The 25,620-nt window shown below is 68.7% G+C and carries 23 protein-coding genes and 1 tRNA gene; 7 read left to right on the top strand and 17 right to left on the bottom strand.

From position 1 onward, the window contains the following. Positions 1-176 precede the first annotated feature (176 nt). The 3 genes from ACIPV5_RS05780 to hrpB all read left to right on the top strand — a co-directional run bounded on the left by ACIPV5_RS05780 (position 177) and on the right by hrpB (position 5,112). The gene (locus ACIPV5_RS05780) at positions 177-605 is read left to right on the top strand and encodes a MarR family winged helix-turn-helix transcriptional regulator (protein ID WP_053098809.1); all 429 of its coding nucleotides are present in this window, start codon (positions 177-179) and stop codon (positions 603-605) included. A gap of 249 nt (positions 606-854) precedes the next feature. Then, positions 855-2,456, top strand: a complete 1,602-nt coding sequence (locus ACIPV5_RS05775; protein WP_053098808.1) for an SPFH domain-containing protein — start codon at positions 855-857, stop codon at positions 2,454-2,456. A gap of 103 nt (positions 2,457-2,559) precedes the next feature. After that, on the top strand, positions 2,560-5,112 hold the full coding sequence (gene hrpB / locus ACIPV5_RS05770) for an ATP-dependent helicase HrpB (protein ID WP_400340284.1): 2,553 nt from the start codon (positions 2,560-2,562) through the stop codon (positions 5,110-5,112). A gap of 7 nt (positions 5,113-5,119) precedes the next feature. On the opposite strand, the gene ACIPV5_RS05765 is transcribed toward hrpB, so the two are convergent. The 5 genes from ACIPV5_RS05765 to ACIPV5_RS05745 form a co-directional block, all read right to left on the bottom strand. Beyond that, positions 5,120-5,854 carry an ABC transporter permease gene (locus tag ACIPV5_RS05765; RefSeq protein WP_400340282.1) on the bottom strand — a complete coding sequence of 245 codons (735 nt, stop codon included), beginning with the start codon at positions 5,852-5,854 and terminating at the stop codon, positions 5,120-5,122. Next, positions 5,851-6,627, bottom strand: coding sequence for an ABC transporter ATP-binding protein (locus ACIPV5_RS05760; RefSeq protein WP_400340281.1), 777 nt, complete (start codon positions 6,625-6,627; stop codon positions 5,851-5,853). The genes ACIPV5_RS05765 and ACIPV5_RS05760 overlap by 4 nt, the downstream gene beginning before the upstream one ends. Positions 6,628-6,722: 95 nt before the next feature. Next, the gene (locus ACIPV5_RS05755) at positions 6,723-7,319 is read right to left on the bottom strand and encodes a TetR family transcriptional regulator (RefSeq protein WP_320490876.1); all 597 of its coding nucleotides are present in this window, start codon (positions 7,317-7,319) and stop codon (positions 6,723-6,725) included. Positions 7,320-7,353: 34 nt separating this feature from the next. Continuing rightward, a complete protein-coding gene (locus tag ACIPV5_RS05750; protein WP_056276942.1) occupies positions 7,354-8,106 on the bottom strand; it encodes an AAA family ATPase in 753 nt (250 codons plus the stop codon). A gap of 52 nt (positions 8,107-8,158) precedes the next feature. Further along, positions 8,159-9,652 carry an L-serine ammonia-lyase, iron-sulfur-dependent, subunit alpha gene (locus tag ACIPV5_RS05745; RefSeq protein WP_400340279.1) on the bottom strand — a complete coding sequence of 498 codons (1,494 nt, stop codon included), beginning with the start codon at positions 9,650-9,652 and terminating at the stop codon, positions 8,159-8,161. Positions 9,653-9,770: 118 nt separating this feature from the next. Between ACIPV5_RS05745 and ACIPV5_RS05740 the strand changes: the two genes are divergently transcribed. Further along, a complete protein-coding gene (locus tag ACIPV5_RS05740) occupies positions 9,771-10,088 on the top strand; it encodes a hypothetical protein (RefSeq protein WP_072592208.1) in 318 nt (105 codons plus the stop codon). A gap of 76 nt (positions 10,089-10,164) precedes the next feature. Here the strand turns inward: ACIPV5_RS05740 and ACIPV5_RS05735 are convergent, their stop codons facing one another. Continuing rightward, positions 10,165-11,895 (bottom strand): FAD-binding protein, encoded by a 1,731-nt coding sequence (locus tag ACIPV5_RS05735; RefSeq protein ID WP_285365186.1) that lies wholly within the window; start codon positions 11,893-11,895, stop codon positions 10,165-10,167. A gap of 71 nt (positions 11,896-11,966) precedes the next feature. On the opposite strand from ACIPV5_RS05735, the gene ACIPV5_RS05730 reads away from it, so the two are divergent. Then, positions 11,967-12,899, top strand: a complete 933-nt coding sequence (locus ACIPV5_RS05730) for a LysR family transcriptional regulator (protein WP_056276933.1) — start codon at positions 11,967-11,969, stop codon at positions 12,897-12,899. A gap of 6 nt (positions 12,900-12,905) precedes the next feature. On the opposite strand, the gene ACIPV5_RS05725 is transcribed toward ACIPV5_RS05730, so the two are convergent. From ACIPV5_RS05725 to ACIPV5_RS05705, 5 genes are all read right to left on the bottom strand, one after another. Continuing rightward, positions 12,906-13,952, bottom strand: coding sequence for a family 43 glycosylhydrolase (locus ACIPV5_RS05725; protein ID WP_400340277.1), 1,047 nt, complete (start codon positions 13,950-13,952; stop codon positions 12,906-12,908). Beyond that, on the bottom strand, positions 13,949-16,573 hold the full coding sequence (locus ACIPV5_RS05720; protein WP_400340275.1) for a family 78 glycoside hydrolase catalytic domain: 2,625 nt from the start codon (positions 16,571-16,573) through the stop codon (positions 13,949-13,951). Before ACIPV5_RS05720 ends, ACIPV5_RS05725 begins: the two co-directional genes overlap by 4 nt. 1 nt (position 16,574) lies before the next feature. Then, positions 16,575-17,480 (bottom strand): carbohydrate ABC transporter permease, encoded by a 906-nt coding sequence (locus ACIPV5_RS05715; RefSeq protein ID WP_230101259.1) that lies wholly within the window; start codon positions 17,478-17,480, stop codon positions 16,575-16,577. A gap of 4 nt (positions 17,481-17,484) precedes the next feature. Continuing rightward, the gene (locus ACIPV5_RS05710) at positions 17,485-18,369 is read right to left on the bottom strand and encodes a carbohydrate ABC transporter permease (RefSeq protein ID WP_053098799.1); all 885 of its coding nucleotides are present in this window, start codon (positions 18,367-18,369) and stop codon (positions 17,485-17,487) included. 63 nt (positions 18,370-18,432) lie between these two features. Next, positions 18,433-19,758: an ABC transporter substrate-binding protein gene (locus ACIPV5_RS05705; RefSeq protein ID WP_400340274.1), complete on the bottom strand. Its 1,326-nt coding sequence runs from the start codon at positions 19,756-19,758 to the stop codon at positions 18,433-18,435. A gap of 168 nt (positions 19,759-19,926) precedes the next feature. On the opposite strand from ACIPV5_RS05705, the gene ACIPV5_RS05700 reads away from it, so the two are divergent. Further along, positions 19,927-20,973: a LacI family DNA-binding transcriptional regulator gene (locus ACIPV5_RS05700; RefSeq protein WP_315985304.1), complete on the top strand. Its 1,047-nt coding sequence runs from the start codon at positions 19,927-19,929 to the stop codon at positions 20,971-20,973. Between the two features lie 218 nt (positions 20,974-21,191). Here ACIPV5_RS05700 and ACIPV5_RS05695 read toward each other — a convergent pair. Further along, positions 21,192-21,264, bottom strand: a tRNA-Arg gene (locus ACIPV5_RS05695). Between the two features lie 66 nt (positions 21,265-21,330). After that, positions 21,331-21,912 carry an asparagine synthase gene (locus ACIPV5_RS05690; protein ID WP_072590748.1) on the bottom strand — a complete coding sequence of 194 codons (582 nt, stop codon included), beginning with the start codon at positions 21,910-21,912 and terminating at the stop codon, positions 21,331-21,333. A gap of 128 nt (positions 21,913-22,040) precedes the next feature. On the opposite strand from ACIPV5_RS05690, the gene ACIPV5_RS05685 reads away from it, so the two are divergent. Further along, on the top strand, positions 22,041-22,880 hold the full coding sequence (locus ACIPV5_RS05685) for an SDR family oxidoreductase (RefSeq protein ID WP_187249955.1): 840 nt from the start codon (positions 22,041-22,043) through the stop codon (positions 22,878-22,880). A 1-nt stretch (position 22,881) separates the two neighbouring features. On the opposite strand, the gene ACIPV5_RS05680 is transcribed toward ACIPV5_RS05685, so the two are convergent. The 4 genes from ACIPV5_RS05680 to ACIPV5_RS05665 form a co-directional block, all read right to left on the bottom strand. Continuing rightward, positions 22,882-23,745: a hypothetical protein gene (locus tag ACIPV5_RS05680; protein ID WP_400340272.1), complete on the bottom strand. Its 864-nt coding sequence runs from the start codon at positions 23,743-23,745 to the stop codon at positions 22,882-22,884. A gap of 10 nt (positions 23,746-23,755) precedes the next feature. Beyond that, positions 23,756-24,001, bottom strand: a complete 246-nt coding sequence (locus ACIPV5_RS05675) for a hypothetical protein (protein ID WP_072590746.1) — start codon at positions 23,999-24,001, stop codon at positions 23,756-23,758. A 142-nt stretch (positions 24,002-24,143) separates the two neighbouring features. Then, positions 24,144-24,803, bottom strand: a complete 660-nt coding sequence (locus tag ACIPV5_RS05670; RefSeq protein ID WP_400340271.1) for a GntR family transcriptional regulator — start codon at positions 24,801-24,803, stop codon at positions 24,144-24,146. A gap of 138 nt (positions 24,804-24,941) precedes the next feature. Further along, positions 24,942-25,583, bottom strand: coding sequence for an NAD(P)-binding domain-containing protein (locus ACIPV5_RS05665; protein ID WP_285365206.1), 642 nt, complete (start codon positions 25,581-25,583; stop codon positions 24,942-24,944). Positions 25,584-25,620: the final 37 nt, after the last annotated feature.

Below are 25,620 nucleotides of genomic sequence, written 5' to 3'. Positions count from 1 at the left end.
GATTTCCGTGACCAAACCGTTGCATTCGTTATCTCGCCGTTATAGAGTGATCGCACGGTGAATGTTTGCTGTGGCATACACCGCATGTGATTGCAGGACACTCTTGGTGCAAGGGACAAGGGCCGGTCGGGAGCCTCTCCGACCGGCCCTTTACTGTTGCCAGTACGCTGTTCTCCATGACCGATCGCAAGCTCGCCCTCGAGGCCTGGGAGAGCCTGTTCCGTGCACAGCACGAGCTGTTCACGGAGATGAACACCGACTTCGATGACACCGATCTCGGGCAGGCGGAGTATGACGTGCTACTCACGGTGACCCGCTCCCCCGGCATGTCGGCCCGCCTGCGCGACGTCACGGCGAACATGCTGATCAGCCAGCCGAGCGTCTCGCGCCTCGTCGACCGCATGGTCGCCCGCGGACTCGTCTCGAAGTGCCCCGACCCCGACGACGGGCGCGGTGCGCTGATCAGGGCCACCGACGCGGGTGTGCGCCAGTTCCGCAGCGTCGCCACGGTGCATGGCCGGTCGATCGCCGAGCGGATGTCGCGCCTCGACGACGCCGAGCTGAAGACGCTCCGCGATCTGGCGGAGAAGCTCCGCGGTCGCTGACCCCGACGCACGCTCCAATCCGCGGTCGCTGACCGAACGAGCTCGGCGCATACGGAGGGTTTCCGCCGCACGGAGGATGTCGCGGCGCTGAGCCTCCTCCGTATCGCAGATCTCCTCCGCATCGCCGAGATCCGGCGGCATCCCGCCCCGACACCCTCCCCTCTTTTCTGGCAGGGTGGAGCGTGAACGCCCGCGCGGCCGCGCCGGCATCCACGACCGCCCCCTCGGGGGGAACCAGGGAGGTCATCCATGGAGATCGCCGGAATCGTCGGCATCCTGATCATCGTCGGGATCGGCATAGCCATCGCTATCGTCGTCCTGCTCATCCTGCTGCTGTTCGCACGCAGCTGGATCAAGGTGGCTCGCGCCGATGAGGCGCTCGTCATCTCGGGGCGCAAGCAGAAGGTGCAGCGGGCCGTCATCTCGGCCGACGGCACGACCAGAGACGAGATGTCGGAGTCGCCCGTCACGGTCATCGTGAACGGCAAGTCCCTCGTCAACCCGATCACCCAGCGCCACGAGATCATCTCGCTGCGCTCGCGTCAGGTGTCGCTCAACGCCGAGGCCCAGTCGCTCGACAGCGTCACCCTCAACGTCGACGGCGTCGCCATCGTGAAGATCGGCTCCGACCCCATCCTCGTGCGCCGCGCCGCCGAGCGTTTCGCCTCGCAGGACAAGGCGATCGAGCAGTTCACCACTGAGCAGCTCGAAGGTGCGCTCCGTGGAATCGTCGCGACGCTGTCTGTCGTCGAGCTCATGCGCGAGCGCAAGAAATTCTCCGACCAGATCGCCGCCGACGTCTCGCAGGAGCTCGCCGAGCAGGGTCTGATCCTCGACTCGTTCCAGATCAAGGGCATCACCGACAAGGTCGGCTACATCCAGTCGCTCGGTGCTCCCGAGATCCAGGCGAAGCGTCAGTCTGCCGAGATCTCGCAGACCAACGCCGACCGCGCGATCAACCAGAAGAACATCGCCAACCAGGAAGCCAACCTGGTCGAGCAGACGGCTCTCGACACGAACACCGCCAACGCCAACGCCGGCATCGGTCGGGCTCGCGCCGAGGCCGAGCAGGCCGAGAATCTCGCCCGCGAGCAGGCTCAGCAGGCCGTGCTGCAGCAGCAGGCGGAGAACCGCCAGGCCCAGCTCGACGCCGACGTCAAGCGCGTCGCCGACGCACAGCGCTATGAGGCAGAGACCCGGGCACAGGCCGAGCTCTACACGCGTGAGCGTGCGGCGGAGGCCGGAGCGATCGAGCAGGTGAAGCAGGCCGAGGCCCGCACCCGCATCGCCGAGCAGCAGGCGCAGGCCGACAAGGCCAAGGCCGACGGTGAGGCCGCAGCCGCGATCGCCCGAGCCACCGGTGAGGCCGACGCACTGCGTGCGCAGGCCGAGGCCGAGTCCGAGGCCCGCCGACTGCGCGCGAACGCCGAAGCAGACGCCATCCGCGCCGAGGGTGAGGCGCGAGCCGCCGCCGTCGAGGCAGAGGCGAAGGCCATCGCCTCGAACCAGGACGCGTTCCTGTCGCAGCGGGTGCTCGACACCCTGCCGTCGATCATGGCCGAGTTCTCGAAGGGCTACGCCGCGATCGGCAGCGTCTCGATCATCGGCGGCTCCGGCGAGGACGGCGCGTCGAGCGTCGTCGGCGCCGACAGCGCGAAGGCACTCAAGTCGGTGTTCGACAGCGTCAGCGCGGCGACGGGCCTCGACCTCGCGTCGATCATCCAGGGCCAGGCCGTGGGTCGCGGGATCGGCGAAGGCGTGGCTGCGGCATCCGCACCGTCGACGCCGACCCGCCAGTCTGCGCCGACCACCCCGCCGCCGCCGGCACCTCCGGCTCCCGCAGCGGAGTAGTCAGCACACAGCGCACAGCGGATGCCGCGGCCGATTCGGTCGCGGCATCCGTCGTCTCCGCCACCCGTGCTCGATGACTCCGGAGACCAGGCAGACTGAGGGAATGACCGCCGCCGCCTTCGACCTCGCCGCCATCGGCGCCGGGCTCTCGTTCGCGGCCGCGCTGGACGAACTCGGGGCCGCGCTCGACGGGAGCGGATCAGTGGTCGTGAGCGCCCCGCCCGGCACGGGCAAGACCACTCTCGTGCCGCCGCTGCTGGCGTCACGGTCGTCCGGGCGCGTGATCGTCACCCAGCCTCGCCGCGTCGCGGCTCGCGCCGCAGCCCGCCGCCTCGCTCATCTCGACGGCTCGACGCTCGGCACCCGCGTGGGCTTCACCGTGCGCGGCGAGCGCTCGGCAGGTGCGGCGACCCGCATCGAGTTCGTCACCGCCGGAGTGCTGCTGCGTCGCATGATCGACGACCCCGGCCTCGACGGTGTGGATGCCGTCATCCTCGACGAGGTGCACGAGCGCGCACTCGAGACCGACCTGCTGATCGGCCTGCTCTCGGAGGTCCGCGAGCTGCGCGACGACCTCGTGGTCGTCGCCATGTCGGCGACGCTGGATGCCGCGCGCATCGCCTCCGTCCTCGGCACCGACGACCTGCCCGCGCCGATCGTCGACCACGCTGTGCCGGCGTTCCCTCTCACCGAGCGCTGGGCTCCCAGCCCGACGCCGCGCCTGGATGAGCGCGGTGTCACCTGGGGCTTCCTCGACCACGTCGCACGCACGACGACAGCGGCCGCACTCGAGCTGGTCTGCGAGCACCCTCGGGCCGATGTGCTGGTGTTCGCCCCGGGCGCGCGGGAGGTGTCGGAGATCGCCCGCCGCATCCGCGATGCGAGCGCGGCGTTCGACGTGCGAGAGCTGCACGGTCAGATCCCCGCGGCGGAGCAGGATGCCGTGATCCGCGGGCGTCGACCGGATGAGCCTCCGCGCATCATCGTGACGACCTCGCTCGCGGAGTCGTCGCTCACCGTGCCCGGAGTGCGCCTCGTCGTCGACAGCTGTCTGTCGCGGCATCCGCAACGTGATGCCGCGCGCGGCATGACGGGTCTGGTCACGACTGCCGCGTCGCGCTCGTCATGCGTGCAGCGCGCCGGTCGCGCCACGCGCCAGGGCCCGGGCATCGTCATCCGCTGCGTCGACGAACGCACCTATGCGGCCGCCCCGGCCCGCCCGACACCCGAGATCGCGGTGACCGACCTCGCGGATGCCGCCCTGCTGCTCGCCTGCTGGGGTGCCCCGGGTGCAGAAGGCCTGCGCATGATCGACCCGCCGCCCCGAGACAACCTGGCCGATGCCGTCTCGGTGCTGCGCGGTCTCGGCGCGATCGACGACGAGGGCCGCGCCACGGCCGAGGGTCGAGCTCTCGCCCGGATCCCCGCCGACCCCCGGCTCGCCCGCGCTCTCCGTGACGGCGGCTCGGTCGTCGGCAGCCGTCTCGCCGCAGAGGTCGTCGCCGTGCTCGGCGGCGACCTGCGCATCGCCGAGGCCGACGTCGCACAGGCGCTCATCGCCCTGCGCGGCGGACGGACACCGGACGTTCGCCGCTGGCGTGACGACGCGAACCGCCTCGAGCGCATGGTCGCTCCGGCGGGGGACGTGCGATCGAGTCTCGACGGCGTCGGACTCGTGATCGCACTCGCGTTCCCCGACCGGATCGCGCATCGCGTCGAGCGCACCGCCGACGGAGCGGTCTTCCTCCTGGCGTCCGGAACCCGTGCCGGAGTGACTGGCCCGCTCGCCGCAGTCGAGTGGCTCGCGGTCGCCGACGTCGCGCGGGCCACGGCGCGAGTGGCGGCAGGGTCAGGCGCGATCATCCGATCCGCGGCTGTGCTCACGGAAGCCCAGATGGAACGCGCTGCGAGCCACCTGCTGACCGACCGAGTCGAGGCGGAGTTCACGGGAGGTCGCGTGCAGGCCCGCCGTGAGCGCCGCGTCGGTGCGATCCTGCGTTCGTCCTCGCCCGTGCGCCCCTCTGCTCAAGAGGGGCGGGATGCCGTGCGCCGCGCGGTCCTGCGCGACGGGCTCGGCAGGTTCGCCTGGTCGGATGCCGCGACCGCGTTCCGACGCCGATTGGCCCTGCTGCGGCGAGAGCTCGGCGGCCCGTGGCCCGACGTGTCGGATGCCGGGCTGCTCGGCACTCTCGATGACTGGCTCGCTCCCGAGCTCGACGCCCTGGCGGGCGGCACCCCCGCAGCGCGAGTGGATCTGTCCTCGGCTCTGCGTCGACTGCTGCCCTGGCCCGAGGCGGCGCGCCTCGACGAGCTCGCACCCGAGCGCCTCGCGGTGCCGAGCGGATCCCGTATCCGCATCACCTACCCCGACCCGGACGACACCTCGGCACCCCCGGTCGTCGCCGTGAAGCTGCAGGAGTGCTTCGGCTGGGCCGAGACCCCTCGACTGGTCGACGGACGCGTGCCGGTGCTGTTCCACCTGCTGTCGCCCGCGGGGCGCCCTCTCGCGGTCACCGACGACCTCGCCTCGTTCTGGTCGGGCCCCTATGCCCAGGTTCGCGCGGAGATGCGAGGGCGCTACCCGAGGCATCCTTGGCCGGAGGACCCGTGGGCGGCCGCGCCCACGAAGCACACCAAGAACCGCGCCGCGCACTGACCCTGCCTCACGCGGTGCGACGTCGCAGGGTCAGCGATGCGAGGACGAGCGCCCCGACTCCGAAGGCGACGACGACCAGCAGGGGTCCGTACACGTCCCACCCCTCGTCGCCGGCCGTGACGGCGTTGATCGTGTCGATCGCATAGCTCAGCGGCAGCCAGTCCGAGATGGCGTACAACGCGTCGGGCATCTGATCGCGCGGCATGAAGAGCCCGCCGAGGATGATCTGCGGGAAGACGAGCAGCGGCATGAACTGCACCGCCTGGAACTCGGTCTGCGCGAACGCGCTCGCGAGGAGCCCAAGCGCGGTGCCCAGGAGAGCGTCGACGACGGCGACGAGCCCGAGCTGCCAGAGCTCACCCTCGACGTCGAGCCCGCAGACGCCGACCGCGAACGACACGGTGATGATCGCCTGCAGCAGCGCCATCAGCCCGAACGCCAGGGCATAGCCGAGAATGAAGTCGGCCTTGCCGAGCGGAGTGGTCATCAGACGTTCGAGGGTGCCGGAGCGTCGCTCCCGCAGGGTGGTGATCGAGGTGATCAGGAACATCACGATGAATGGGAACAGCGCGAGGATCGCTCCCCCGAACTGATCGAACACGCCGTCCTGATCGCTGAAGAGCCACGCGAAGAGTCCGACCAGCAGGCTCGGCGCGATCAGCATCAGCGCGATCGAGCGAGGATCGTGCCGCAGCTGTCCGAGCACCCGGGCGGCGGTGGCGAGCATCCGACCGCCGTTCATTCCGAGGCCTCCCGCCGTGCGCGCCGGGTGCTGCCCGCCGCTGGACCCCCGGTCGCTCGGCTGTCCCGCTCGATCAGGGCGAGGAACGCCGCCTCGGGCTCCGTCGTGCCCGTGTCGGCGAGGAGTCCGGATGGGTCCGTGTCGGCGATGATCCGCCCGCCCCGCATCAGCACGAGCCGATCGCATCGCAGCGCCTCGTCCATCACGTGACTCGAGACGATCATGGTGACGCCGCGCGCGGCGAGGCCGCGGAACAGGTCCCACAGTTCGGCGCGCAGCACGGGGTCGAGGCCGACCGTGGGTTCGTCGAGGACGATGAGCTCGGGGGATCCGATCAGTGCCATCCCCAGCGAGATGCGCGTCGCCTGGCCACCGCTGAGCGAGTCGACGAGCTGGGCGGCCTGCGCCCGAAGCCCGACCTCGTCGAGCACCCGGTCGACGTCGCCCTTCGGTGCTTTCAGCACCGCCGCGAAGTACGAGAGGTTCTGCCGGACGGTGAGATCGCCGTACACGGCGGCACCCTGTGTTCCGTACGCCACCCGATGCCGCAGCCGCGGCGATCCGCCCGGTTCTCCCAGCACCGTCACCGTGCCGGCGGCGATCCGCTGCACACCCACGATCGAGCGCATCAGCGTGGTCTTGCCGCATCCCGAGGGACCCAGCAAGCCGGTGATCTCGCCCCGGGGGATCACCAGGTCGACACCGTCGAAGACCTGCGTCCTTCCCCGTCGCACTCGCAGCCCCGAGATCTCGACCGCCGCTTTATTCATCATGTGATGAATTATGCGCCGCGCGAGTCGCGGGGTCAACGGGTACTCGTGCCGAAGCCGAGGCGGGATGCAGGCGGCAGTGCGGCGCGTGGCCCGCGCTATTCGAAGAGGTAGCGCTGCACGGTCGGTCCGACCCGCGAGACGATGTCATCGACGGATGCCGAGGCGATCGGCGCGAGCCGCAGCACGTAGCGCGTGAGCAGCAGGCCGGCGATCTGCGAGGCGACGAGTGTGGCACGCAGCTCGGCATCCGCGACGCCGAGCGTCTTCGCGATCCGGCCGATGAGTTCGCGCGAGAGGAACCCCGCGAGAAGGGGCGTGGTGAGCCGGCTGCCGATCGCCGTCCGAATGAGCATGACGCCGCGGCGACGGATGTCGGGCTGCTCGAAGGCCTCGAGCACGTACCGCACGAGACGCTCGCCGACGGCGTCACGCGGACCCGCGACGATGGCCGGCACGTCGATGTCGGGGCGCAGCGGAATGCCGACCGCCTCAGCGAAGAGGTCTGCCTTCGTGCCGAAGTAGTGGTGCACGAGCGCCGAGTCGACGTCGGCACGAGCCGCGATCGAGCGCACCGTCGTGCCGTCGTATCCGTGCTCGCCGAACTCGTCGACTGCGGCGGCGATGATGCGTTCGCGCGCATCGGACACGCCACGCGGACGCCCGCGCTTCTTGGGCGCACGCTGCTCGGTCATGGCGCCAGCCTACGACCAGATCTGCGCGCTCCCCTCAGTCGAGCAGATGCCGCAGGTACCGCGGCGGGTCCTGCAGGAACGACCGCCAGTGGTTCACCAGCTCGAGGTCGTTCCACTCGGCGGGACGGATGCCCCACTCCCCCACTTCGAGGATGCGAGCTCCCGGCAGCGCGGCGAGCACCGGCGAGTGCGTCGCGCACAGCACCTGACCCCCGTCGTCGACGATGCGCTGCAGCACCGCGATGAGGGCGAGGGTGGACTGGAACGAGAGCGCTGCCTCTGGCTCGTCGAGACAGTAGAAGCCGGGTTCATCGAATCGGCTGTCGAGCAGAGCGAGGAAGGACTCGCCGTGGCTCATCTCGTGGAACGCCACGTCGCCCCTCGCGGAGGGATTCTCTTCGAGGTAGGTGTAGAACGAGTGCATCGTCTCGGCTCGCAGGAAGAATCCCCAGCGGTTGGCTCCGACTCCGCGCTGCAGCTGCAGCCACTCCGACAGCGGCGACTCGCTGGGGCGCGTGCTGTGCATCGCCTGGCGGGACCCTCCCTCGGGCGAGAGCCCGTAGGCGACGGCGATGCCCTCGACGATCGTCGACTTGCCGCTGCCGTTCTCGCCGACGAGGAAGGTCACCCCGGGAGCGAGATCGATGCCTTCCTCGAGCACCTGGGCGACGGCGGGAATGGTGGTAGGCCACATGCGGCCGGAATCCGGCGCGTCACCATTCGCGCGCACGGCGACGATGGGCTGCTCCCGCCGCCTGCGACTGCCCGGGGTCCAGATCGATTCCATGCGCGCCTCCTCAGAGGAGGCTATCCGCAGCCACCGACGCGCTCGGAGTGACTCAGCACTCGATGACGTTGACCGCGAGACCACCCTCGCTGGTCTCCTTGTACTTGGTCGACATGTCGATTCCGGTCTGGCGCATCGTCTCGACCACCGCGTCGAGGGAGACGTAGTGGCTGCCGTCGCCGCGCAGCGCCAGACGGGCGGCAGTGACCGCCGTCGACGCGGCGATCGCATTGCGCTCGATGCACGGAATCTGCACGAGGCCGCCGATCGGATCGCAGGTGAGCCCGAGGTGGTGCTCCATCGCGATCTCGGCGGCGTTCTCGATCTGCCGGTTGGTGCCGCCCATCACGGCGGTGAGCCCTCCGGCAGCCATCGCGCAGGCCGAGCCGACCTCGGCCTGGCAGCCGCCCTCGGCCCCCGAGATCGAGGCGTTGGCCTTGAACAGCGAGCCCAGCGCCGTGGCCGTGAGGAGGAACCGACGGATGCCACGGCGGCGGTTCGCGTCGGCGACGGCGTCGTCATCCTCGGCCTGCGCCGCCTCGATCGCCCGCGTGCCGTCGAAGCCGAGCAGCGCACTGCCGACGAGTTCTCCGTACGGCGTCACGGCATTGCCCGCACCGAGGCCCGAATCCGCCAGGAACCGCCACCAGTACATCGCGACGGCGGGGAGGATGCCGGCCGCGCCGTTGGTCGGCGCCGTGACGACGCGACCGCCCGCCGCGTTCTCTTCGTTGACCGCGAGCGCGAAGGCACCGAGCCACTCTCCCGGCAGCTCGCGATGACCGTCGGCCTCCGCCTCCTCGAGCTGCGCGCGGATCATGCTCGCCCGCCTCTTGACCTTGAGCATCCCCGGCAGGACGCCGTCCGAGTGCAGTCCGTTCTCGACGCACGCAGCCATGGCGTCCCAGATCGCATCGAGTCCGGCGGCGACCTCTTCTTCCGAGCGCTCAGCGGTCTCGTTGAGTCGCGCGATCTCGGCGATCGACAGTCCGTGCTCGTCGCACAGTGCGAGCAGCGACGCGGCGTCGGCATACGAGTAGGGCAGTGGGGCCGAGGCGAGCTTCGCCTCCTCGCCGTCCCGGCGGATGAACCCGCCGCCGACGGAGTAATAGGTCTCTTCGGCGACGACACCGCCGGCATCGTCCCGGGCGGTGATGGTCATCGCGTTCGGATGACCGGGCATCCGGGTTCGCGGCTCGAAGACGATGTCGGCCTTCGAGAACGGGATCTCATGGACCCGGTCGACGCGGACCGTGGCGCCGTCGCGAAGGTCGGTCCAGGCGGCGCGCACGTCGGCCGGGTCGCAGCTCTCCGGCGACAGCCCGCGAAGGCCCGCGACGACCGCATCCGGCGTGCCGTGACCGATTCCGGTGGCGCCGAGAGAGCCGTACAGCGTGCATGCGATGCGGGCGACGCGATCGAGAGCTCCGGACGAGCGCAGGCGCTGAGCGAACGCGAGGGCCGCCCGCATCGGCCCGACCGTGTGGGAGCTCGAGGGGCCCACTCCGATGGAGAAGAGATCGAAGGCCGAGACGTACGCTGTCACCTCCTCAGCCTACGTCGTGCGCAGGAAGACGGACGCTCCGGAGGCTGTCGTCAAGGCCCTTCTCGCCTCGCAGCCGCGGACGGATGCTGGGGGTGCACTCGATGCGAAAGGGACGATCATGACGAACAGCACGCCCGAGCAGGACCCGACCTCCGGCCTCGACCCCGAGGCCCAGACTCCCACTCCGACGCCCTCGTCCGGCGATGCCGGCGAGTTCAAGGATCCGGCGAACACCGCCGAGAAGCCGGCGGAGGCGGAGTCCCCCGAAGACGCGGATCCGTCGGAGGTTCCGAGCAACGACGAACTCGAAGAGCCGAGCACCGAGAAGGAGCCCTCGGAAGAGCCCAAGGCTCCGTCGCGAAACGACCCCGAGCCCGACCATGAGGCGGTCGGGATCGGGGTCATCGACGGTCCGGAGACCGACGAGGGCGACTGAGCGACTCCTACCTCGCTCGACCACCCCACCGCTCCCGTCGCGATGCACCCTGCGACGGGAGCGAGTTCGGATGCGGCTATTCGACGAGCTTGCCCTCGGTGTCGACCTCGCGCATGAGCTCGGCGATCTCGGCGGGGATCTCCGGGATCGACTCGCGCGTGACTCCGCCGGTCGGCGACCAGACGAGGTTGACCTGCAGCGTCGGGTCGGTGTCGGGGTAGTCGCTGCGGTTGTGACATCCGCGCGTCTCCCGACGCTCCAGCGCCGCCTCGAGAGTGGCTCGGGCGGCGAGCGCCGATGCCTTGAGGTCGAAGGCATGCGCGAGATCCTGGAATCCGGCGATGTCCGGGTGGATGCCGATGTCCTCCATCCGCCCCTCGATCATGTCGAGTTCGGCGAGGCCGGCACGGAGTCCGTCCTCCGACCGCACGACACCGGCGTGCTGGGTCATGGTGTTGCGGATCGCGCGCTGCAGGGCTCGCACATTCTCGCGACCGTCGGCCGTGAGGAGGTCATCGATCTCGGCGCGGGCCTGGGCGACCGCGTCCGCCGAGCGGCGCTGAGCGTCGAGCCCCGCGGCATGCGCCATGGCCGCCTGCCCGACGATGCGCCCGTAGACGAGCAGCTCGATGAGCGAATTGCCGCCGAGGCGGTTGGCTCCGTGCAGGCCGCTCGATGCCTCGCCGATCGCGTAGAGCCCGTCGACGTCGGTCTGGTGGTCGTCGGGACGCACCCACACGCCACCCATCGAGTAGTGCGCGGTGGGCGCGATCTCGATCGGATCGGTCGTGATGTCGAGCATCTGCAACTCCATCATCGTCTGGTAGACGCGGGGCAGACGGGTCATGATCGTCTCGCGCGGCAGATGCGAGACGTCGAGCCAGACGCCGCCGTTCTCGGTGCCCCGCCCTTCGGCGATCTCGGTGTACGCGGCGAGCGCGACACGGTCGCGTGTCGAGAGCTCCATGCGCTCCGGATCGTACTTCGACATGAAGCGCTCACCGAGGGCGTTGCGCAGGATCCCGCCCTCGCCGCGGGCCGCCTCCGAGATCAGGGTCCCGGCGGCGTTCTCGGGCTCGATGATCCCGGACGGGTGGAACTGCACGAGCTCCGGGTCCCGCAGGCGGGCGCCCGCATCGACCGCGAGCCGGAACGAGTCTCCGGTGTTCTCGTCCCGTCGTGACGAGGTGCGGCGCCAGATGCGGTTGTGCCCGCCCGCGGCGAGGATCACGGCATCCGCGTGGATGAGGTAGCGCGTGCCGTCCGACTGGTCGAAGCCGTAGGCGCCGAAGACGACGTTGTCGCGCACGAGCAGACGCGTGATGTAGACGTGGTCGAGGATCGGCACCTCGAGCTGTTCGGCCTTCGCGACGAGGGTGCGCTGGATCTCGAGACCCGTGTAGTCGCCGGCGAAGGCCGTGCGACGGAAGGTGTGCGCCCCGAAGAACCGCTGCGAGATGCGGCCGTCGTCCTCGCGGGCGAAGTCCATGCCCCAGCGCTCGAGATCCCGGATGCCGCGCTCGGCCCCCTGCGTCACGATCTCGACCGTGTGCGGGTTGGCGAGCAGGTAGCTCTCCTTGATCGTGTCGGCGGCGTGCTGCTGCCAGCTGTCGGCCTCGTCCATGGTGCCCAGCGCGGCGTTGATGCCGCCGGCGGCGAGCGAGGTGTGCGCGTCCTGGCGCGGGCGCTTGCCGACGGCAAGGACGTCGATGCCGTGCTCGGCGACCTCGATCGCCGCCCGCAGCCCGGAGCCGCCGGTGCCGATGACCAGGACCGTGGTGGAGATCTGACGTTCGCGAGTGCTCATGCCTTCCACGCTAAGTACGGCGCCCCGATAACTCCAATGCATTGTTCTACTGGTATCGATACACTGAAAACATGAACCTCGAGCAGCTCCGCGGGTTCGTCGAGGTCGCCCGCCTCGGCCATTTCACCCGCGCCTCCGAGCACCTGCACCTCGCCCAGCCGTCGCTGAGCCGACAGATCTCCACACTCGAACGCGAGCTCGGCGCCGAGCTCTTCCACCGGGCGCGCGGGCACATCGGACTCACCGCCGCCGGAGAGGCCCTGCTCCCCCGCGCTCAGCGCATGCTCGCCGAGTCCGACGCGATCCGCGAGGAGATGGCCGAACTCGCCGGACTCCGCCGTGGCCGCGTGCGACTCGGCGCACCGCCCACCCTCTGCATCAGCCTCGTCGCCGAGGCGATCAGCACCTTCCACGCCGCCCACCCGGGCGTCGACCTGCACCTCACCGAGAGTGGGTCGAGGCTGCTCGTCGATCAGCTGGCCGTGGGTGCCGTCGACATCGCGCTCATCACGGAGTCGGAAGGTCCGCCGCCGTCGGGCTTCAGCCTGACGCGCATGCCGCTGCTGACCGAAGAGCTGGTGGTCGTGTCCGCGGCATCCGAGCCTCCCGTCTCGACCTCCACGGTGATGAGCCTCGCCCACCTCGCCACCCTGCCGCTGATCGCGCTCGACGAGACCTATGAGCTGCGGGCGACGACAGATGCAGCCTTCCGCTCGGCAGGGCTGACCCCGAACTTCGTCCTCGAGGGCGCCGAGATGGACGCGCTGCTCCGCTTCGTCGAACGAGGCGTCGGCGTGGCCGTGGTTCCGGCGATGGTGCTGCTCGATCAGCCGGCGCTGCGGTCGGTCAGGATCTCGCACCCGATGATGAGGCGCACGGTGAGCCTGGCCCACCGTGCGGACGTCACGCCGGCCGTCGCGGTGGCCGCGATGCGTCACGTGATCGTCGGCACGGCCGCTGAGGTCGCCCGCCGAGACCCTGCCATCACGAGCCTGCTCGACTGAGGTCGCTCAGGCGTCCTCGTACTCGTCGGGAGACCACTCGTCGCGCCAGTCGATGATCGGCCGGTCGCCCTCGAATCGGATCGGCAGCCAGACGTAGTCGGCGATCGAGGTGTCGACGTAGGCGAATTCCTCCATCGGCTCGTCGCCGTCCCTCCCCGGTGCGAAATGCTCGATGAACGCCTGTCGCGCGCGGTCGCCGTGCTCGAGATACCGCGGCAGCCACCGATCGGCGACGGCGATATAGAGGTCCTTCTTTCCTGGATGCCGGAACACCGATGAGATCTGGGAGTGGTACGAGGTGCGCGACTCGTCGCCCGGATGCAGGTCGCCGAGCACCTCGAACGGACCGTGATAGCTTCGCGCCACCGCCGACTCGGACGGGTTCGGGTAGTACCCCGTGGTGCCGGAGGTCAGCAGGTAGTGCAGTCCGCCGCGCTGGAAGTGCGCCGGAGCCTCGCGCACGTACGGCGGCTGCGGCTGCGGGAAGTGGGTCGAGTAGTACCCGGTGACATCGGTGTAGTCGCTGGTGAGGTCGGCGCAGATCATCTCGAAATGCACCCGTTCGAAGTAGTAGTACCCCTTGCCGTCGTGCGGATCGACGACCAGATCGAAATCCCCGGCGCTCATGTCGAGCGGACGCAGCCAGGTGCGCTGGATCTCGTACGGACCGAGGATGCTGTCACTGGTGAGCACCGTCGAGCGCTGAACCGATCCCTTCGTCATGACCTTGACCCAGCACACGTACGTGCGGGTCTCGGCGTTGAAGATGATGTGCGGTCGGTCGAGCCCCTGAGTCGGATGCAGCGGTGAGGACTCGTCGTCCTCGTCCGGCGGGATGATGACACCCCGGTCGTCCCAGTTCACGAGGTCGATCGACGAGTAGCACCGCACTCCCCAGTGCCAGATCCCGCTCCCCGGCGTCGAGAACTCCTTGTTCTCGCCGTACCAGTAGTGCACGCCGTCGACGGTGATGACGGATCCGCCGTGGGCGTGGATGCGCTCGCCTTTCGTGTCGAGCCACACCTGCCCCGGCCGGATGTGCTGCTGAGTCATGCTGCTCCCTCGGTCTCGAGAACGGGCTCCGGTCTGCGCCAGCCGAAGAACGGCCGTTCGGGGTCGTCCTCCACGGCGCGGAACGTCGTGGTGAACGAGTGGCGCCCGGGGCCGACGGGGATCTCCTCCGCGGATCCCGGAAGAACGAGCACGCCGACGGATGCCGCGGGCACCTCGACGTCGATGGACAGGCGCTCGCCGTCACGCCGCCACGCGATCGACGCCGTGCCGCGAACGCTGTCGTACCGCGCCCTCGCGTGCTCGAGACGACCGCCCGGCCGCGGCTCGAAGCGGATCCTCTCCCACCCGGGCGCATCCGCCGCGAGCCCCGCGACCACCCGGTGCAGGAAGTCGGCGACGGCTCCGAGCGCGTAGTGGTTGAACGACGTCATGTCGCCGGGGTTGATGGATCCGTCCGGCAGCATGCTGTCCCAGCGCTCCCAGATCGTCGTCGCTCCCATGCTGACCGGATACAGCCAAGACGGCAGCTCGTCCTGCAGCAGCAGGTGATAGGCGTAGTCCATGCTCCCGGCGCGCACCAGCGCATCGCAGATGATCGGGGTGCCGACGAAACCGGTCGAGATGTGGAAGCCGCCCGCTCCGACGAGCTCCTGCAGCCGCGAACCGGCCCGCCGCACCTGCTCCTCGTTCTCGAAGAGCTCGAACACCAGCGCGACGGCGATCGAGGTCGGAGTGTCGCTGACCACGCGGCCGCTGTCGCTGAGGAATTCATCCTGGAAGGCCCGGGACGCTCGTTCCGCGACACCGCGATAGTGCGCGGCATCCGCCTCCTCGCCGAGCAGAGCAGCCGCGTCGGCCACGATGCGCGCCGTGCGCACGTGATAGGCCGTCGCGACCAGGTACTTGTCGGTGTGGGACTTGCCGGGGTCCTCCGGTGGTGCGGTCGGGTCGAGCCAGTCGCCCAGCTGGAAGCCGGTGTTCCAGAGTCCTGTGTGATCGGTGAGCTCGTCGACCAGGTCGACCCAGGCGCGCATGCTCGGGTACTGGTCGGAGAGGATCCGGATGTCGCCGTCGTTGCGGTACATCTCCCACGGCACGATCACGGCCGCATCGCCCCACGCGGCCGTCGGGAAGTTCGGGAAGCCGCACTCGACCCACGGTACGAAGTTGGGTACGTGCCCCTGATCAGCCTGCTCGACAGCGAGGTCGCGCAGCCATCCGGTGAGAGTGCCGTGGGCCGCGAACAGGCGCAGCGCGGTGGGCGCGAACACCTGGATGTCGCCGGTCCACCCCACGCGCTCGTCACGCTGCGGGCAGTCGGTCGGCAGATCGACGAAGTTGTCGCGCATGCTCCACACGACGTTCGAGTGCAGCCTGTCGAGCCCGTCGTTCGACGACTCGAACCAGCCGGTGCGCCGCATGCCGGTGTGGATCACCACCGCCTCGACGTCTCCGTCGCGGAGCTCGCCCGGCCAGTTCTCGAGCTCGGCGTACTGGAAGCCGTGGATCGTGAAGCGAGGGGTGTAGATCTCCTCACCCGAACCCGCGGCGGTGTAGCTGTCGACCGATGTCGCCGCCCGGAGCGGACGGATGCCGAGTTCGCCGTTCTCGATGACCTCCGCGTGGTGGAGCGTCACGGTGTGACCGGCATCCGCTCGCACCCGGATACGGAGCACCCCCGAGATGTTCTGACCGAAGTCGAGGCGGATGCGGCCGCTCGGCTGACGCTCGACCGTGACCGGGCGCAGCGTCTCGGTCTCCTGCACCGGCAGAGCGGTCGGCGGTTCGATCGCCGCCGGGAAATCGGTTCGGGGCAACATGGCCGCCGGACTCCAGCTGGAGGCGTCGAATCCCGGCGCGGACCAGCCGTCCTCCGTCAACCGCGCATCGAAGCTCTCGCCCTCATACAACCCGACCGCGGTGATCGGCGACGGCGCCGTGAGCCACTCGAGGGCCACCTGTCGAGTGACACCGTCCGCCGTGGTGACCTCGAGCTGCGCGAGCAGCGCGACATCCGATCCGTAGATGTCCCACACGCCCCCGTCGAACCCGATGTGGCCGCGGTACCAGCCGTCGGCGAGCCATGCGCCGATCACGTTCTCTCCGGCACGAAGCGCCGCGGTGACGTCGTGCGTCTGGTAGCGCAGACGATGGCCGTAGCTCGTCCACCCCGGTGCGAGCACGTCGTCCCCGATGCGCTCGCCGTTGACCTCGAGCTCGTACACGCCGTGCGCCGTGGAGTGGATCCGGGCCCGCACGATGTCGCCGGGCAGTGCACCCTCGGCGATGGCAGCCCGCAGCAGATACGCGGGCCGCGGTGCCGTGCGGTCGGCCACGACCGAGGGCGAGGCGAAGTCGACCTGCCAGTCGTCACCGAGCCCGGACTCGATCCGCACCGTTTCGCTCCAGGGGCCGGAATCGAGGGCGCGGATGCGCAGGTCTCCCCCGGCGCGTGGCGCGAGAGGCGCGAACGGCCAGGCGACGCGCTGCGTCGACGTCGTGCGCTCGGCGCGCACCGTTCCGTCGTCGGCGACGAACTCCAGTTCGAAGGCGTCGGCCGCAGCATCCGCCACGAAGGAGATCCGTGGTTCGGTTTCGCCGATGCCGAGAGTCTTGCCTCCGCGCCTGTTCTCCAGCCAGATCTCGATGATGTTCGTCATGTCAGCCCTTCACCGATCCGGCGGTCAGGCCCTTCATGACCTGCTGGTTGAGGAACACGTAGATGAGCAGCGTCCCGAGCACGTTGACCGAGATCGCGGCGAAGGTCGGCCCGTACTGCACCGCTCCGTACTCTCCGGTGAAGTTGAGCAGTCCGACCTGGATCGTGCGCAGGTCGCTGCTGTTGGTGAACGTCAGGGCGATGAGCAGGTCGTTCCAGAGGAAGAAGAACTGCACGAGACCGATCGTGAACAGGGCGTTCTTGACCAGCGGGAGGCCGATCGAGAAGAACGAACGGAAGATGGATGCGCCGTCGAGTGTCGACGCCTCGAAGATCTCCCGAGGCACCGAGCGGAAGAAGGTCGCCATCATGAACACGGTCAACGGCATCCCCAGCGCCACGTAGGTGATGATGAGCGGCCACAGCGTGCCGGTCATGTTCGTGCGGAAGTAGATCGTGAACAGCGGCAGCAGGATCATCTGCGCAGGCACCATGATGCCCGCGAGGAAGAGCAGCAGCACCGTGCCGCGCCCCTTCCAGACCATGACCTCGAGCGCGAAGCCGGCTGCGGTGCCGAAGACCAGGATGATCGCCAGCGACGGGAACACTGCGACGACGCTGTTGAGGATGTACTTGCCGAACTCGCCGGTGGTGAACACCTCGATGTAGTTGACGATGTCCCACGACTGCGGCAGAGCCCAGAACGGCTCGTTGAGGAACTCGTTCTGCGTCTTGAACGACCCGAGCAGCATCCACAGGATCGGATAGACCTCGACGATGAGCAGCACGGCGATGAGCAGCCGGATCGGCAGCCGTCGGAAGAAGTCTCTGGCGCCTCGACGGTTCGGATCGACGTCGCGGCGGGTGGGCAGCGGGGTGCCCGTGACGATGGCGGTTGTCGCACTCACTGGTTCAGTCCTTCGTCAGATCGCGGCGGGTGGAGCGGAAGATGAAGACCGTGAACAGCAGGCACAGGATCGTCAGCATGAGGGCGATCGTGCTCCCGTACCCGTAGTCGCCGTAGGCGAACGAGGTGCGGAACATGTACAGGGTCAGCGGCGTGGTCGCGTTGCCGGGTCCGCCGTTGGTCAGCGCCACGACCGTGTCGAAGACCTTCAGCGTGCCGTTGATGCTGAAGATGATCGATGACAGCAGCACGGGCAGCGACAGCGGCAGGACGATCGTGCGGATGAGCTTCCAGCCGGATGCCCCGTCGATGCGCGCCGATTCGATGAGCTCGTCAGGGATGTCGACGAGTCCGGCGTACAACAGCACGGCATAGAAGCCCATCGACCGCCAGAGGTCCATCGCGATGATCACCCAGAAGGAGGCATCAGGAGTGCCGAACCAGTCGAGGTTCTGCCCGCCGAGGATCCCGAGGAACGAGTTCACCGGTCCGACGGTCGGCGCGGCCTCGAACAGTCGCTGGAACAGCAGCGCGACCGCCACCGTGGGGAGCACCACGGGGAAGAACACGATCGTGCGGATGATCCCCGATCCCTTGCGCAGCCAGAAGACGTACATCAGAGAGAGCAGATAGCCCACGATCACCTGCAGGGCGGTGAGGATGAGCGCGTACTTCAGGGTGAAGAAGATCGCGTCCCAGGCGGCGGGGTCCTGGAAGAACTTGGTGAAATTGTCGAACCCGTTGAAGGTGAAGCCCGTGATGGGGTTGCCGTCCTGCACCGTGTAGAACAGCGACCACACGATCGGGACGAGCATGACGAGGGAGTAGACGAGCAGCGCGGGTCCGAGCAGGACGAAGATGGCGCGCTTGTCACCGAGGACTTTGTGCATGGTGGATCTCCTGATGCGACGAGGACGGTCTCGGGGCGGGCGGATGCCCGCCCCGAGAGTGGGTCAGCCTTCGTCGTTGGCGGCCTGGACGAGCGTCATGAACTCTTCGCCGGAGAGGCTGCCGTTGGCGAGACCTGCACCGTTGTTCTGGCTGATGCCGGTCGCCTTCGGGGTGAAGAGCGCCTCGAACCAGAGCACGCTCGACGGAGCGTTCGCGATCTCGTCCTGCACGGTCTGCGTCGTCGAGGGCAGATCGGCGGGAGGGTTGTCGACCACGAAGCCCGAGACGACACCGCTCTCGTTCAGCGCCGTGTCGCCGTAGCCCTCAGCGATGCACTTCAGCCACGCGGCCGCTTCATCGTCGTAGTTCTTCTCGGCGAACATCACCGGGATGCCGACGTTGGCCGGGATCTGGTCGATGCTGCCCTCGCCGCCCTCGACTGCGGGGAAGCGCGCGAAGCCGACGTTGTCGACCCCGATCTGGTTCTGCTCCTCGTCGTTGAAGTTCGCCAGCGCCCAGCTGCCCATGTAGTAGAAGGCGGCTTTCCCGCTGAGGAACAGGTTCATCGAGGCGTTGTAGTCGATCGAGCCGACGGCGTCACCGAAGTATCCGGCCTTGCCGAGTTCAGCGACCGCGTCTGCGGCGGCGACGTATTCGGGGTCCGTCAGCTTCGCATCGCCGTCCGCGACCTTCTGGAGTGCGTCGGGGCCGAGCGCGCGGAAGATGTAGTCGCCGACGAGGCGGGTGACGGGCCAGCCGTCCTTGCCCGCGGTGGCGAACGGCTGGACGCCGGCGTCCTTGAGCGTGGCTGCGGCATCGACGAGGTCGTCCCACGTCTCGGGCACCTCGATGTCGTTCTTCTCGAGAAGCTCCTTGTTGTACCAGAACCCCTCGATGTTGAACTCGGTCGGCAGTGCGTACAGCGCACCGTCACCATAGAGCGCCTTGACCGTCGATTCAGCCGCGGGCAGCAGCCGGTCGGAGACGCCCAGGTCGTCGAGCGCCTGGGAGAGGTCGAGCACCTTGCCCCCGTCGATGAACTCCGACATGAGCGCGGGGGTGCCGGCAGCCATCTGCATGTCCGACAGACCGTCCTGACTCGCGAGCAGCTGGAGCTGCTGGTCCCACTGCGTGCCCGAGATGTCATCGGACGTCAGCGGCGCCGCGTCGGCCGCAGCCTTGCACTGGTCGCCGGCGAGGGTCTCGAGCGTGCTGATGATCGTGGTGTTCTCGGTCTGGCCGAGATAGGTGAATTCGCCGGAACCGGCGCCGGACTCGGAGCCCGATCCTCCGGAGCCGCCGGAGCAGGCGGAGAGCGCGAGAGCGCCGACGCCGATGAGCGCGATTGCGGGGGCCAGGCGACGGGCGCGCCTCATTGCTGTGGTCACTGTTCCTCCTTGAAGAGCGACGCCTCTTTTGAAGCGCTTCATTCACACCATGCCATAGAAAAAAAGGCATTGTCAAGAGAGTTACGCATCACAAATGAAGCGCTTCACGAATAGTGATGCTCTAGAGTTGAAGAGCCAGGTCATGGCGACGATGCCGAGGAGGATGACGTGACCGACACTCCCCCGCCCGGGCGGTCGAAGCCCAGCATGGCGGACGTCGCCGCTCACGCGGGAGTCGCCCTCGGCACTGTGTCCAACACCCTCAACAATCCCGAGAAGGTGCGAGAGGCGACCCGCCGCAAGGTGCTGTCATCCATCGCCGAGCTCGGATTCGTCCGCAATGATGCTGCGCGCTCTCTCGCCGCGGGAAACAGCACCTCGGTCGGCCTGGTGCTGGCCGACCTCGGCAACTCCTTCTTCGTCGACATCGCGCGCGGCGCCGAGAGAGCGCTGCGGCGCCACAAGATGGACGTGCTGATCGTCAACTCGGACGTCGACCCCGATCGCGAGGTGCACAACCTCGAGCTGCTCGACCGTTCGCGCGTGGCCGGCATCATCCTCGCCCCTCTCGACACGGCGCTCGCGAAGTCACCGCACCCCGAGAACCGCACCACTCCGACCGTGCTGGTGAACTTCGAGTCCCCGTCTCTCGCGTACCCGGGAGTCACCGTCGACGAGCGCCACGGCGGGGCGCTCGCCGCATCGCACCTGATCGCGCTCGGGCGCCGACGACTTCTCTTCGTAGGCGGTCCGCGTTTCCTCACGGCCGTCAACCAGCGCTGGGAGGGCGCCGAGCAGGCGACCGCCGCGCACCCCGACGCGCGCATCGAGATCCTCGAGACGCGAGGCGTGAACATCAGGCACGGACGGGATGCCGGACGGCAGATCCTCGCCCGCGGTGCGGGCACCTACGACGCGATCGTCGCGGCATCCGATCTCGTGGCCATCGGCCTCATCCAGATCCTCAACGAGGTGACCGGATTCTCGGTTCCGAACGACATCGCCATCACCGGCTACGACAACAACCACTTCGCGTCCGAGAGTGCGATCCCGATCAGCACGGTGAGTCAGCCGGGCGAGGAGATGGGCGCCGTCGCAGCAGATCTCCTGCTGGAGCGCATCGCCGACCCCGGTGCGGCGGCGCGCAGCGTCACCCTCGAGCCGCGCCTGCTCCCCCGCACGTCCACCCTCGGCGAGATGTGGCGCAGGGACTGACCCGCAGTCTTGTCCCCGCTCGCTCGCTGCGACGGAGATCACCCGTGCCGAAGGTCTGAAACTCGCATCCGCTCCTTCACAGCGTGAGTTCTCCTTCGCTGGACGGGCGTTCGCTGGACGGGCGTGAGGGCCGAAAAGTGGAGCCGAAGATGGAGACCGCATGGATGCCGGACAACGCAAAACCCCCGCCGCTTTCGCGACGGGGGTTTCAGCTGATGTGCGCCCGAAGGGACTCGAACCCCTAACCTTCTGATCCGTAGTCAGATGCTCTATCCATTGAGCTACGGGCGCTCCTGGACCGCTCAGCGGGCCGTAGAACAGCCTACAACAGACGAGACGCGAAAGCGAAACGAGCGCTCACTCGTCACTGTCGGGCGTGTTCTGCTTGTTCTTCCGCTTCGCTTTCGCACGCTGCAGAGACGACAGCGCCTGCAGGTCGACGAGTCGCAGCGCCTGCATCCGCGCCTCGCGCATCCGGTCGTAATCGGGGTCCTGATCGGGTCGCATGCCCTCGACGCGCAGCCGACGATCGAGGTTGTGCCGCACGTCAGCCCAGGCGCCTTCGCGCGCCTCTTCGACGATGACGCGCAGGGCGGCCTCGTCCTCCATCATGTCGCGCAGCTTGGTCGCGACCCCGTGCGACTGCTTGGCCCTCCGACGCAGGTTGCGCACGTCGCGGTCCCGGTAGTCATGGGTTCCCGAGGGGTCGGAATGGCGACCGCGAGCGCGTTTGCGCAGCTCGGTCAGGTTGCGCTCGACCTCTTCGGACTCCTCGGCCATCGCCCGCAGCGCTTCCCGCGCATCGGCGACGTACTTGTCCGTGTCGAAGACGCCGTTCTCGGCGATCGTGCCGATGAGGATGTGATTCTTCACGGCGAGGCGCGCCGCAGCGGTCGCGATCGCAACGCCTTCGGCGATGGCATCCGCTGTTCGTCCCACCCCTACCTCCTCCCTTCGAGAGTACCGGTATCGCTCGGGGATGCAGTGGGCCAGAATGGATCGGAATCGGGTCTCTCCGACCCACTCCACGACCGGCTGCTCTCCCGATCGCCGCCAGGAGGGATGCGATGAAGCGTCTCACGCTCACCGGAAGCACGACGGTCATCACGGGCGCTGCGAGCGGGATGGGTGCCGACATCGCCCGGCTGCTCGCTCGCCGACGCGTGCATCTGGCGCTCATCGACCACAACGCCGACGGCCTCGCAGCCATCGCCGCCGAGCTCACGGGCGCCATCGTCACCACCCATGTGGTCGACCTCCGCGACGACGACGCCGTCTTCGCCACGGCCGCGGAGATCACCGCGGCGCACCCCAGGGCGAATGCTCTGATCACGTGCGCAGGCTCCTCGATGCTCGGCGACCTCGACCAGCTGACCATGGAGGAGATGCGCTGGCTGACGGATGTGAACCTCTGGGGCACGGTGTCGATCACGAAGGCGCTGCTCCCCGCCCTGCGCGCGGCGCCGGCCGCCCACATCACTCACCTCGCCAGCGTCTACGCGCTGGCAGCCCCCGCGGGACGCATCCCCTACTCCCTGAGCAAGTTCGCGGTGCGCGGGTTCTCCGAGGCCCTGCGCCACGAACTCGACGGCACCTCGGTGACGGTGGGAGCGGTGTATCCCGCCGGCGTGCGCACGGGCATCATCCTGCACGGACGGTATGCCGCGGCGATCGAGCCGGCCGTCGCCGCGCGAGCCGCGGCCGCCCAGGCGGCGATGTACCACACGGAGCCCGCGGATGCCGCGGCGCTGATCGTGCGCGCGACCGAACGTCGCCGCGCCCGCACGATGGTCGGACGCGAGGCGCGACTGATCGATGTGCTCACCCGCGTCGCCCCGTCGAGCTACTGGCGGGTCATGCGGCGTCCCCTGCGCGAGGCCATCGATACGACGACGCCGATCGCCTGAGTCAGCCGACTGCGCCGACCCAGATCCCGGACGCCCACGCCTGCTGGTCGGCGTCGCACCCGACAGATCCCGGATATCCGCGAACCACCGCCATGCAGTTCGCAAGGAACTCGGCGTCTCCTCCGAACGCGGAGTAGTAGGCATCTGACGACGTCAGGGCGCCCCACACCCGGAATTGGTAGATGTGCGCCAGCTCATGCGCCATCGCCCAGTACAGTCGGTCGGCACTCCAGTCGACGATGTCGGCGCGGTACTTGATGAAGCCGCCACTGTTCGCGCACGCCGGCGCGGTCCCTCCCGCACAGGAAGCCGATTCGTAGAGCCCGACTGCCCCGCCGCCGACCTGGTCGAGAGCGGCACGCACGCGCGCGTACCCGTCCGGACCGCTCGATGCCCACGCGGGGCCCGAGGGAGCGGCGTACTGCGCCGTCTCCCAGCTGCCGATGTCCTGACCCACCTTGTCGATGAGGGCATGCACGGTGGCGGTGGCGGCGACCACGGTCGCCGGGTTCTTGCGCTCGTCGAGCACGGACTGCTGGGCCGACTGCGCGGAGGCCCTGTGTGCCGAGGTGTCGACCTTGCCGGCTGCTCCCTCGATCGCCGCAGTCAGCGCCGCGATCTCGTCGACGAAAGCGGGCCGCACCTCGAGGACTGCGGCTCGCGCGGCGGTGTCCTTCTCGGCGATCGCGATCGATCCGTCGAGGTGGTCCGTGCGCATCTCCGCCGTACGGATCGACTGCGCCAGCGACTGCAGCTCGGCGATCGCCTCTGCCCTGTCCTCGTCCAGGGCCGCGGCGCGACCGACGACGCCCGCAGTCAGCATCACTGCTGCGACGATCGTGACGGAGAGGAACCGCCGGATCACAGCGTTCGCCTCACGGCAGGAACCCGGAGGTGTCGGTGAGCAGCGTCTCCTGTTCGGCGATGGTGGTGCGCAGTGCCGTCAGCTGCTCGGCAAGACGGAGGTTCACCTCGCGCGCGAGCTCGAGCCGCTCTTCCGCCTGGACGACAGCCGCCCTCGCCTCGGCGAGGGCATCCACACGCTGCTGATCCGCGACAGCGATGAGCACCGTTCCGCCGAGGAGCAGCAGTCCCCCCGCGACGACGGCGACGCCTCTCATATCGCTCCCCAGGACACGACTCTCCGGAACCATTCCGTATGGCCAATATATCCCCGCGGGAGACCGCTCTCCAGGCCGGTCGGTGGTCGGCCGCGCGGCGCGGTCGTGCGCTGCGTTCGCGCCGCACGCCGGGCCGGGACGCTCAGATCGAATAGGCCTGGTCGCTGAGGCGTCGCTCGGCGGCTTCCTGCCCGCTGGCCAGATGGCGCGGGACCATCACGCGCAGGGCGTCCGTGTCACGTGCGGCGACCGCTTCGAGGATCAGCCGATGCTCCTCGGCCATCGCGAGCAGATCGTCGTGCTGCCCGAAGAGCCAGCGCAGCCGTGTGACGAACACCGCGATGAGTTCGCCCAGCATCTCGTTGCCGGCGAGCTCGGCCGAGATCTCGTGGAACTCGCCCGCAGCGATTCGCGCTGCCTCGATCTCGCCCGCGGATGCTGCGGCGAATTCGCGCTCGTAGGCCGCCCGAAGCCGCGCGATCCCCTCGTCGGTGTGACGTTCGGCGGCGAAGACGAAGATCAGGGTCTCGATCGCCTCGCGGACCTCCCCGAAATCCCGGATGTCCCGATGCGTGAACTCCCGCACGACTGCCCAGGTCCGCGGGCGTGCGACGACCACTCCCTCGCCGACGAGAGTGCGGATGGCCTCGCGCACCGGAAGCCGCGAGACGTTGAGCTCGGCCGCGATATCTCGTTCGACCAGCCGGGAACCGGGGGCGCGCCGACCGAGCACGATGTCATCGCGAAGAACGCGCGTCACCCGCACCGACTCGAGTTCGCCGGTAGTCCCCACCCCCGCCATGACCGAATTGTCTCACTCGGAGCACCACCCGACAAGTTTGGTATCCCAACGCGGCGCATATGTTACGGGTGCTTCATCGGGGGCGGACAGAGAAAAGGGGAGCGAATGCCTCGGCATCCGCTCCCCTCGTCCGTGTCGTCAGGGCAGACGGTTGGCGATCGCGAGGTTCGCCGTCAGCTCGTCGGCGTTCTGGCGCACGACGTATGCCGGGCGATCGCGCTCGACCCTCCAGGACTCGCTGAGGGGTCCGACGTTGACCGTGTCGAAGCCGGCCTCGTCGTAGAAGCGGGTGACGAAGGCGACGGCCTCGGCGTCATCGCCCGCTGTGGCGAGGGCGCGTCGATCGGGTGTGCCCGCGGGCGATCCGTCGGTCGTGATGTCGGCCGCGAGGATGTGGTTGAACGCCTTGGCGATGCGCGACGTCGGCAGCTGCGCCTGCAGAAGCTCCGATGTGGTGGTCTCTCCGCGGTCGAGGGCCTCGATGTGCCCATCGCGCTCGAAGTAGTAGTTGTTCGTGTCGAGCACGATCTTGCCCGCGAGCTGCTCGACCGGCAGCTCGTCGATCTTGCCCAGGGGGACGGTGACGACCACGGCGTCTCCGGCCGCAGCGGCATCCACCGCGGTTGCGGCAGTCGCTCGATCGCCGAGTTCTGCGACGAGATCCGAGAGCGTCTCCGGTCCACGGGAGTTCGCGATCACCACGTCGTAGCCGTTCGCCACGGCGACCCGTGCGATCTGGCTGCCGATGTGTCCTGCACCGATGATTCCGAGAGTAGTCATGTGGGGCCCAACGCCCGTCCCGCGCCGCTATTCCCGC

This window comes from Microbacterium sp. NPDC090014 (assembly GCF_044748285.1).
In the GTDB taxonomy this organism is placed as follows: domain Bacteria; phylum Actinomycetota; class Actinomycetes; order Actinomycetales; family Microbacteriaceae; genus Microbacterium.
Note: the sequence above shows the minus strand (reverse complement) of the source record. Positions and strands in the feature narration are given on the sequence as shown.

Excerpts from the sequence above, each read along its gene's own strand:
- ACIPV5_RS05780 (WP_053098809.1), top strand. The coding sequence starts at position 177 with ATGACCGATCGCAAGCTCGCCCTCGAGGCCTGGGAGAGCCTGTTCCGT.
- ACIPV5_RS05775 (WP_053098808.1), top strand. The coding sequence starts at position 855 with ATGGAGATCGCCGGAATCGTCGGCATCCTGATCATCGTCGGGATCGGC.
- hrpB (WP_400340284.1), top strand. The coding sequence starts at position 2,560 with ATGACCGCCGCCGCCTTCGACCTCGCCGCCATCGGCGCCGGGCTCTCG.
- ACIPV5_RS05765 (WP_400340282.1), bottom strand. The coding sequence starts at position 5,854 with ATGAACGGCGGTCGGATGCTCGCCACCGCCGCCCGGGTGCTCGGACAG.
- ACIPV5_RS05760 (WP_400340281.1), bottom strand. The coding sequence starts at position 6,627 with ATGATGAATAAAGCGGCGGTCGAGATCTCGGGGCTGCGAGTGCGACGG.
- ACIPV5_RS05755 (WP_320490876.1), bottom strand. The coding sequence starts at position 7,319 with ATGACCGAGCAGCGTGCGCCCAAGAAGCGCGGGCGTCCGCGTGGCGTG.
- ACIPV5_RS05750 (WP_056276942.1), bottom strand. The coding sequence starts at position 8,106 with ATGGAATCGATCTGGACCCCGGGCAGTCGCAGGCGGCGGGAGCAGCCC.
- ACIPV5_RS05740 (WP_072592208.1), top strand. The coding sequence starts at position 9,771 with ATGACGAACAGCACGCCCGAGCAGGACCCGACCTCCGGCCTCGACCCC.
- ACIPV5_RS05735 (WP_285365186.1), bottom strand. The coding sequence starts at position 11,895 with ATGAGCACTCGCGAACGTCAGATCTCCACCACGGTCCTGGTCATCGGC.
- ACIPV5_RS05730 (WP_056276933.1), top strand. The coding sequence starts at position 11,967 with ATGAACCTCGAGCAGCTCCGCGGGTTCGTCGAGGTCGCCCGCCTCGGC.
- ACIPV5_RS05725 (WP_400340277.1), bottom strand. The coding sequence starts at position 13,952 with ATGACTCAGCAGCACATCCGGCCGGGGCAGGTGTGGCTCGACACGAAA.
- ACIPV5_RS05720 (WP_400340275.1), bottom strand. The coding sequence starts at position 16,573 with ATGACGAACATCATCGAGATCTGGCTGGAGAACAGGCGCGGAGGCAAG.
- ACIPV5_RS05710 (WP_053098799.1), bottom strand. The coding sequence starts at position 18,369 with ATGCACAAAGTCCTCGGTGACAAGCGCGCCATCTTCGTCCTGCTCGGA.
- ACIPV5_RS05685 (WP_187249955.1), top strand. The coding sequence starts at position 22,041 with ATGAAGCGTCTCACGCTCACCGGAAGCACGACGGTCATCACGGGCGCT.
- ACIPV5_RS05675 (WP_072590746.1), bottom strand. The coding sequence starts at position 24,001 with ATGAGAGGCGTCGCCGTCGTCGCGGGGGGACTGCTGCTCCTCGGCGGA.
- ACIPV5_RS05670 (WP_400340271.1), bottom strand. The coding sequence starts at position 24,803 with ATGGCGGGGGTGGGGACTACCGGCGAACTCGAGTCGGTGCGGGTGACG.
- ACIPV5_RS05665 (WP_285365206.1), bottom strand. The coding sequence starts at position 25,583 with ATGACTACTCTCGGAATCATCGGTGCAGGACACATCGGCAGCCAGATC.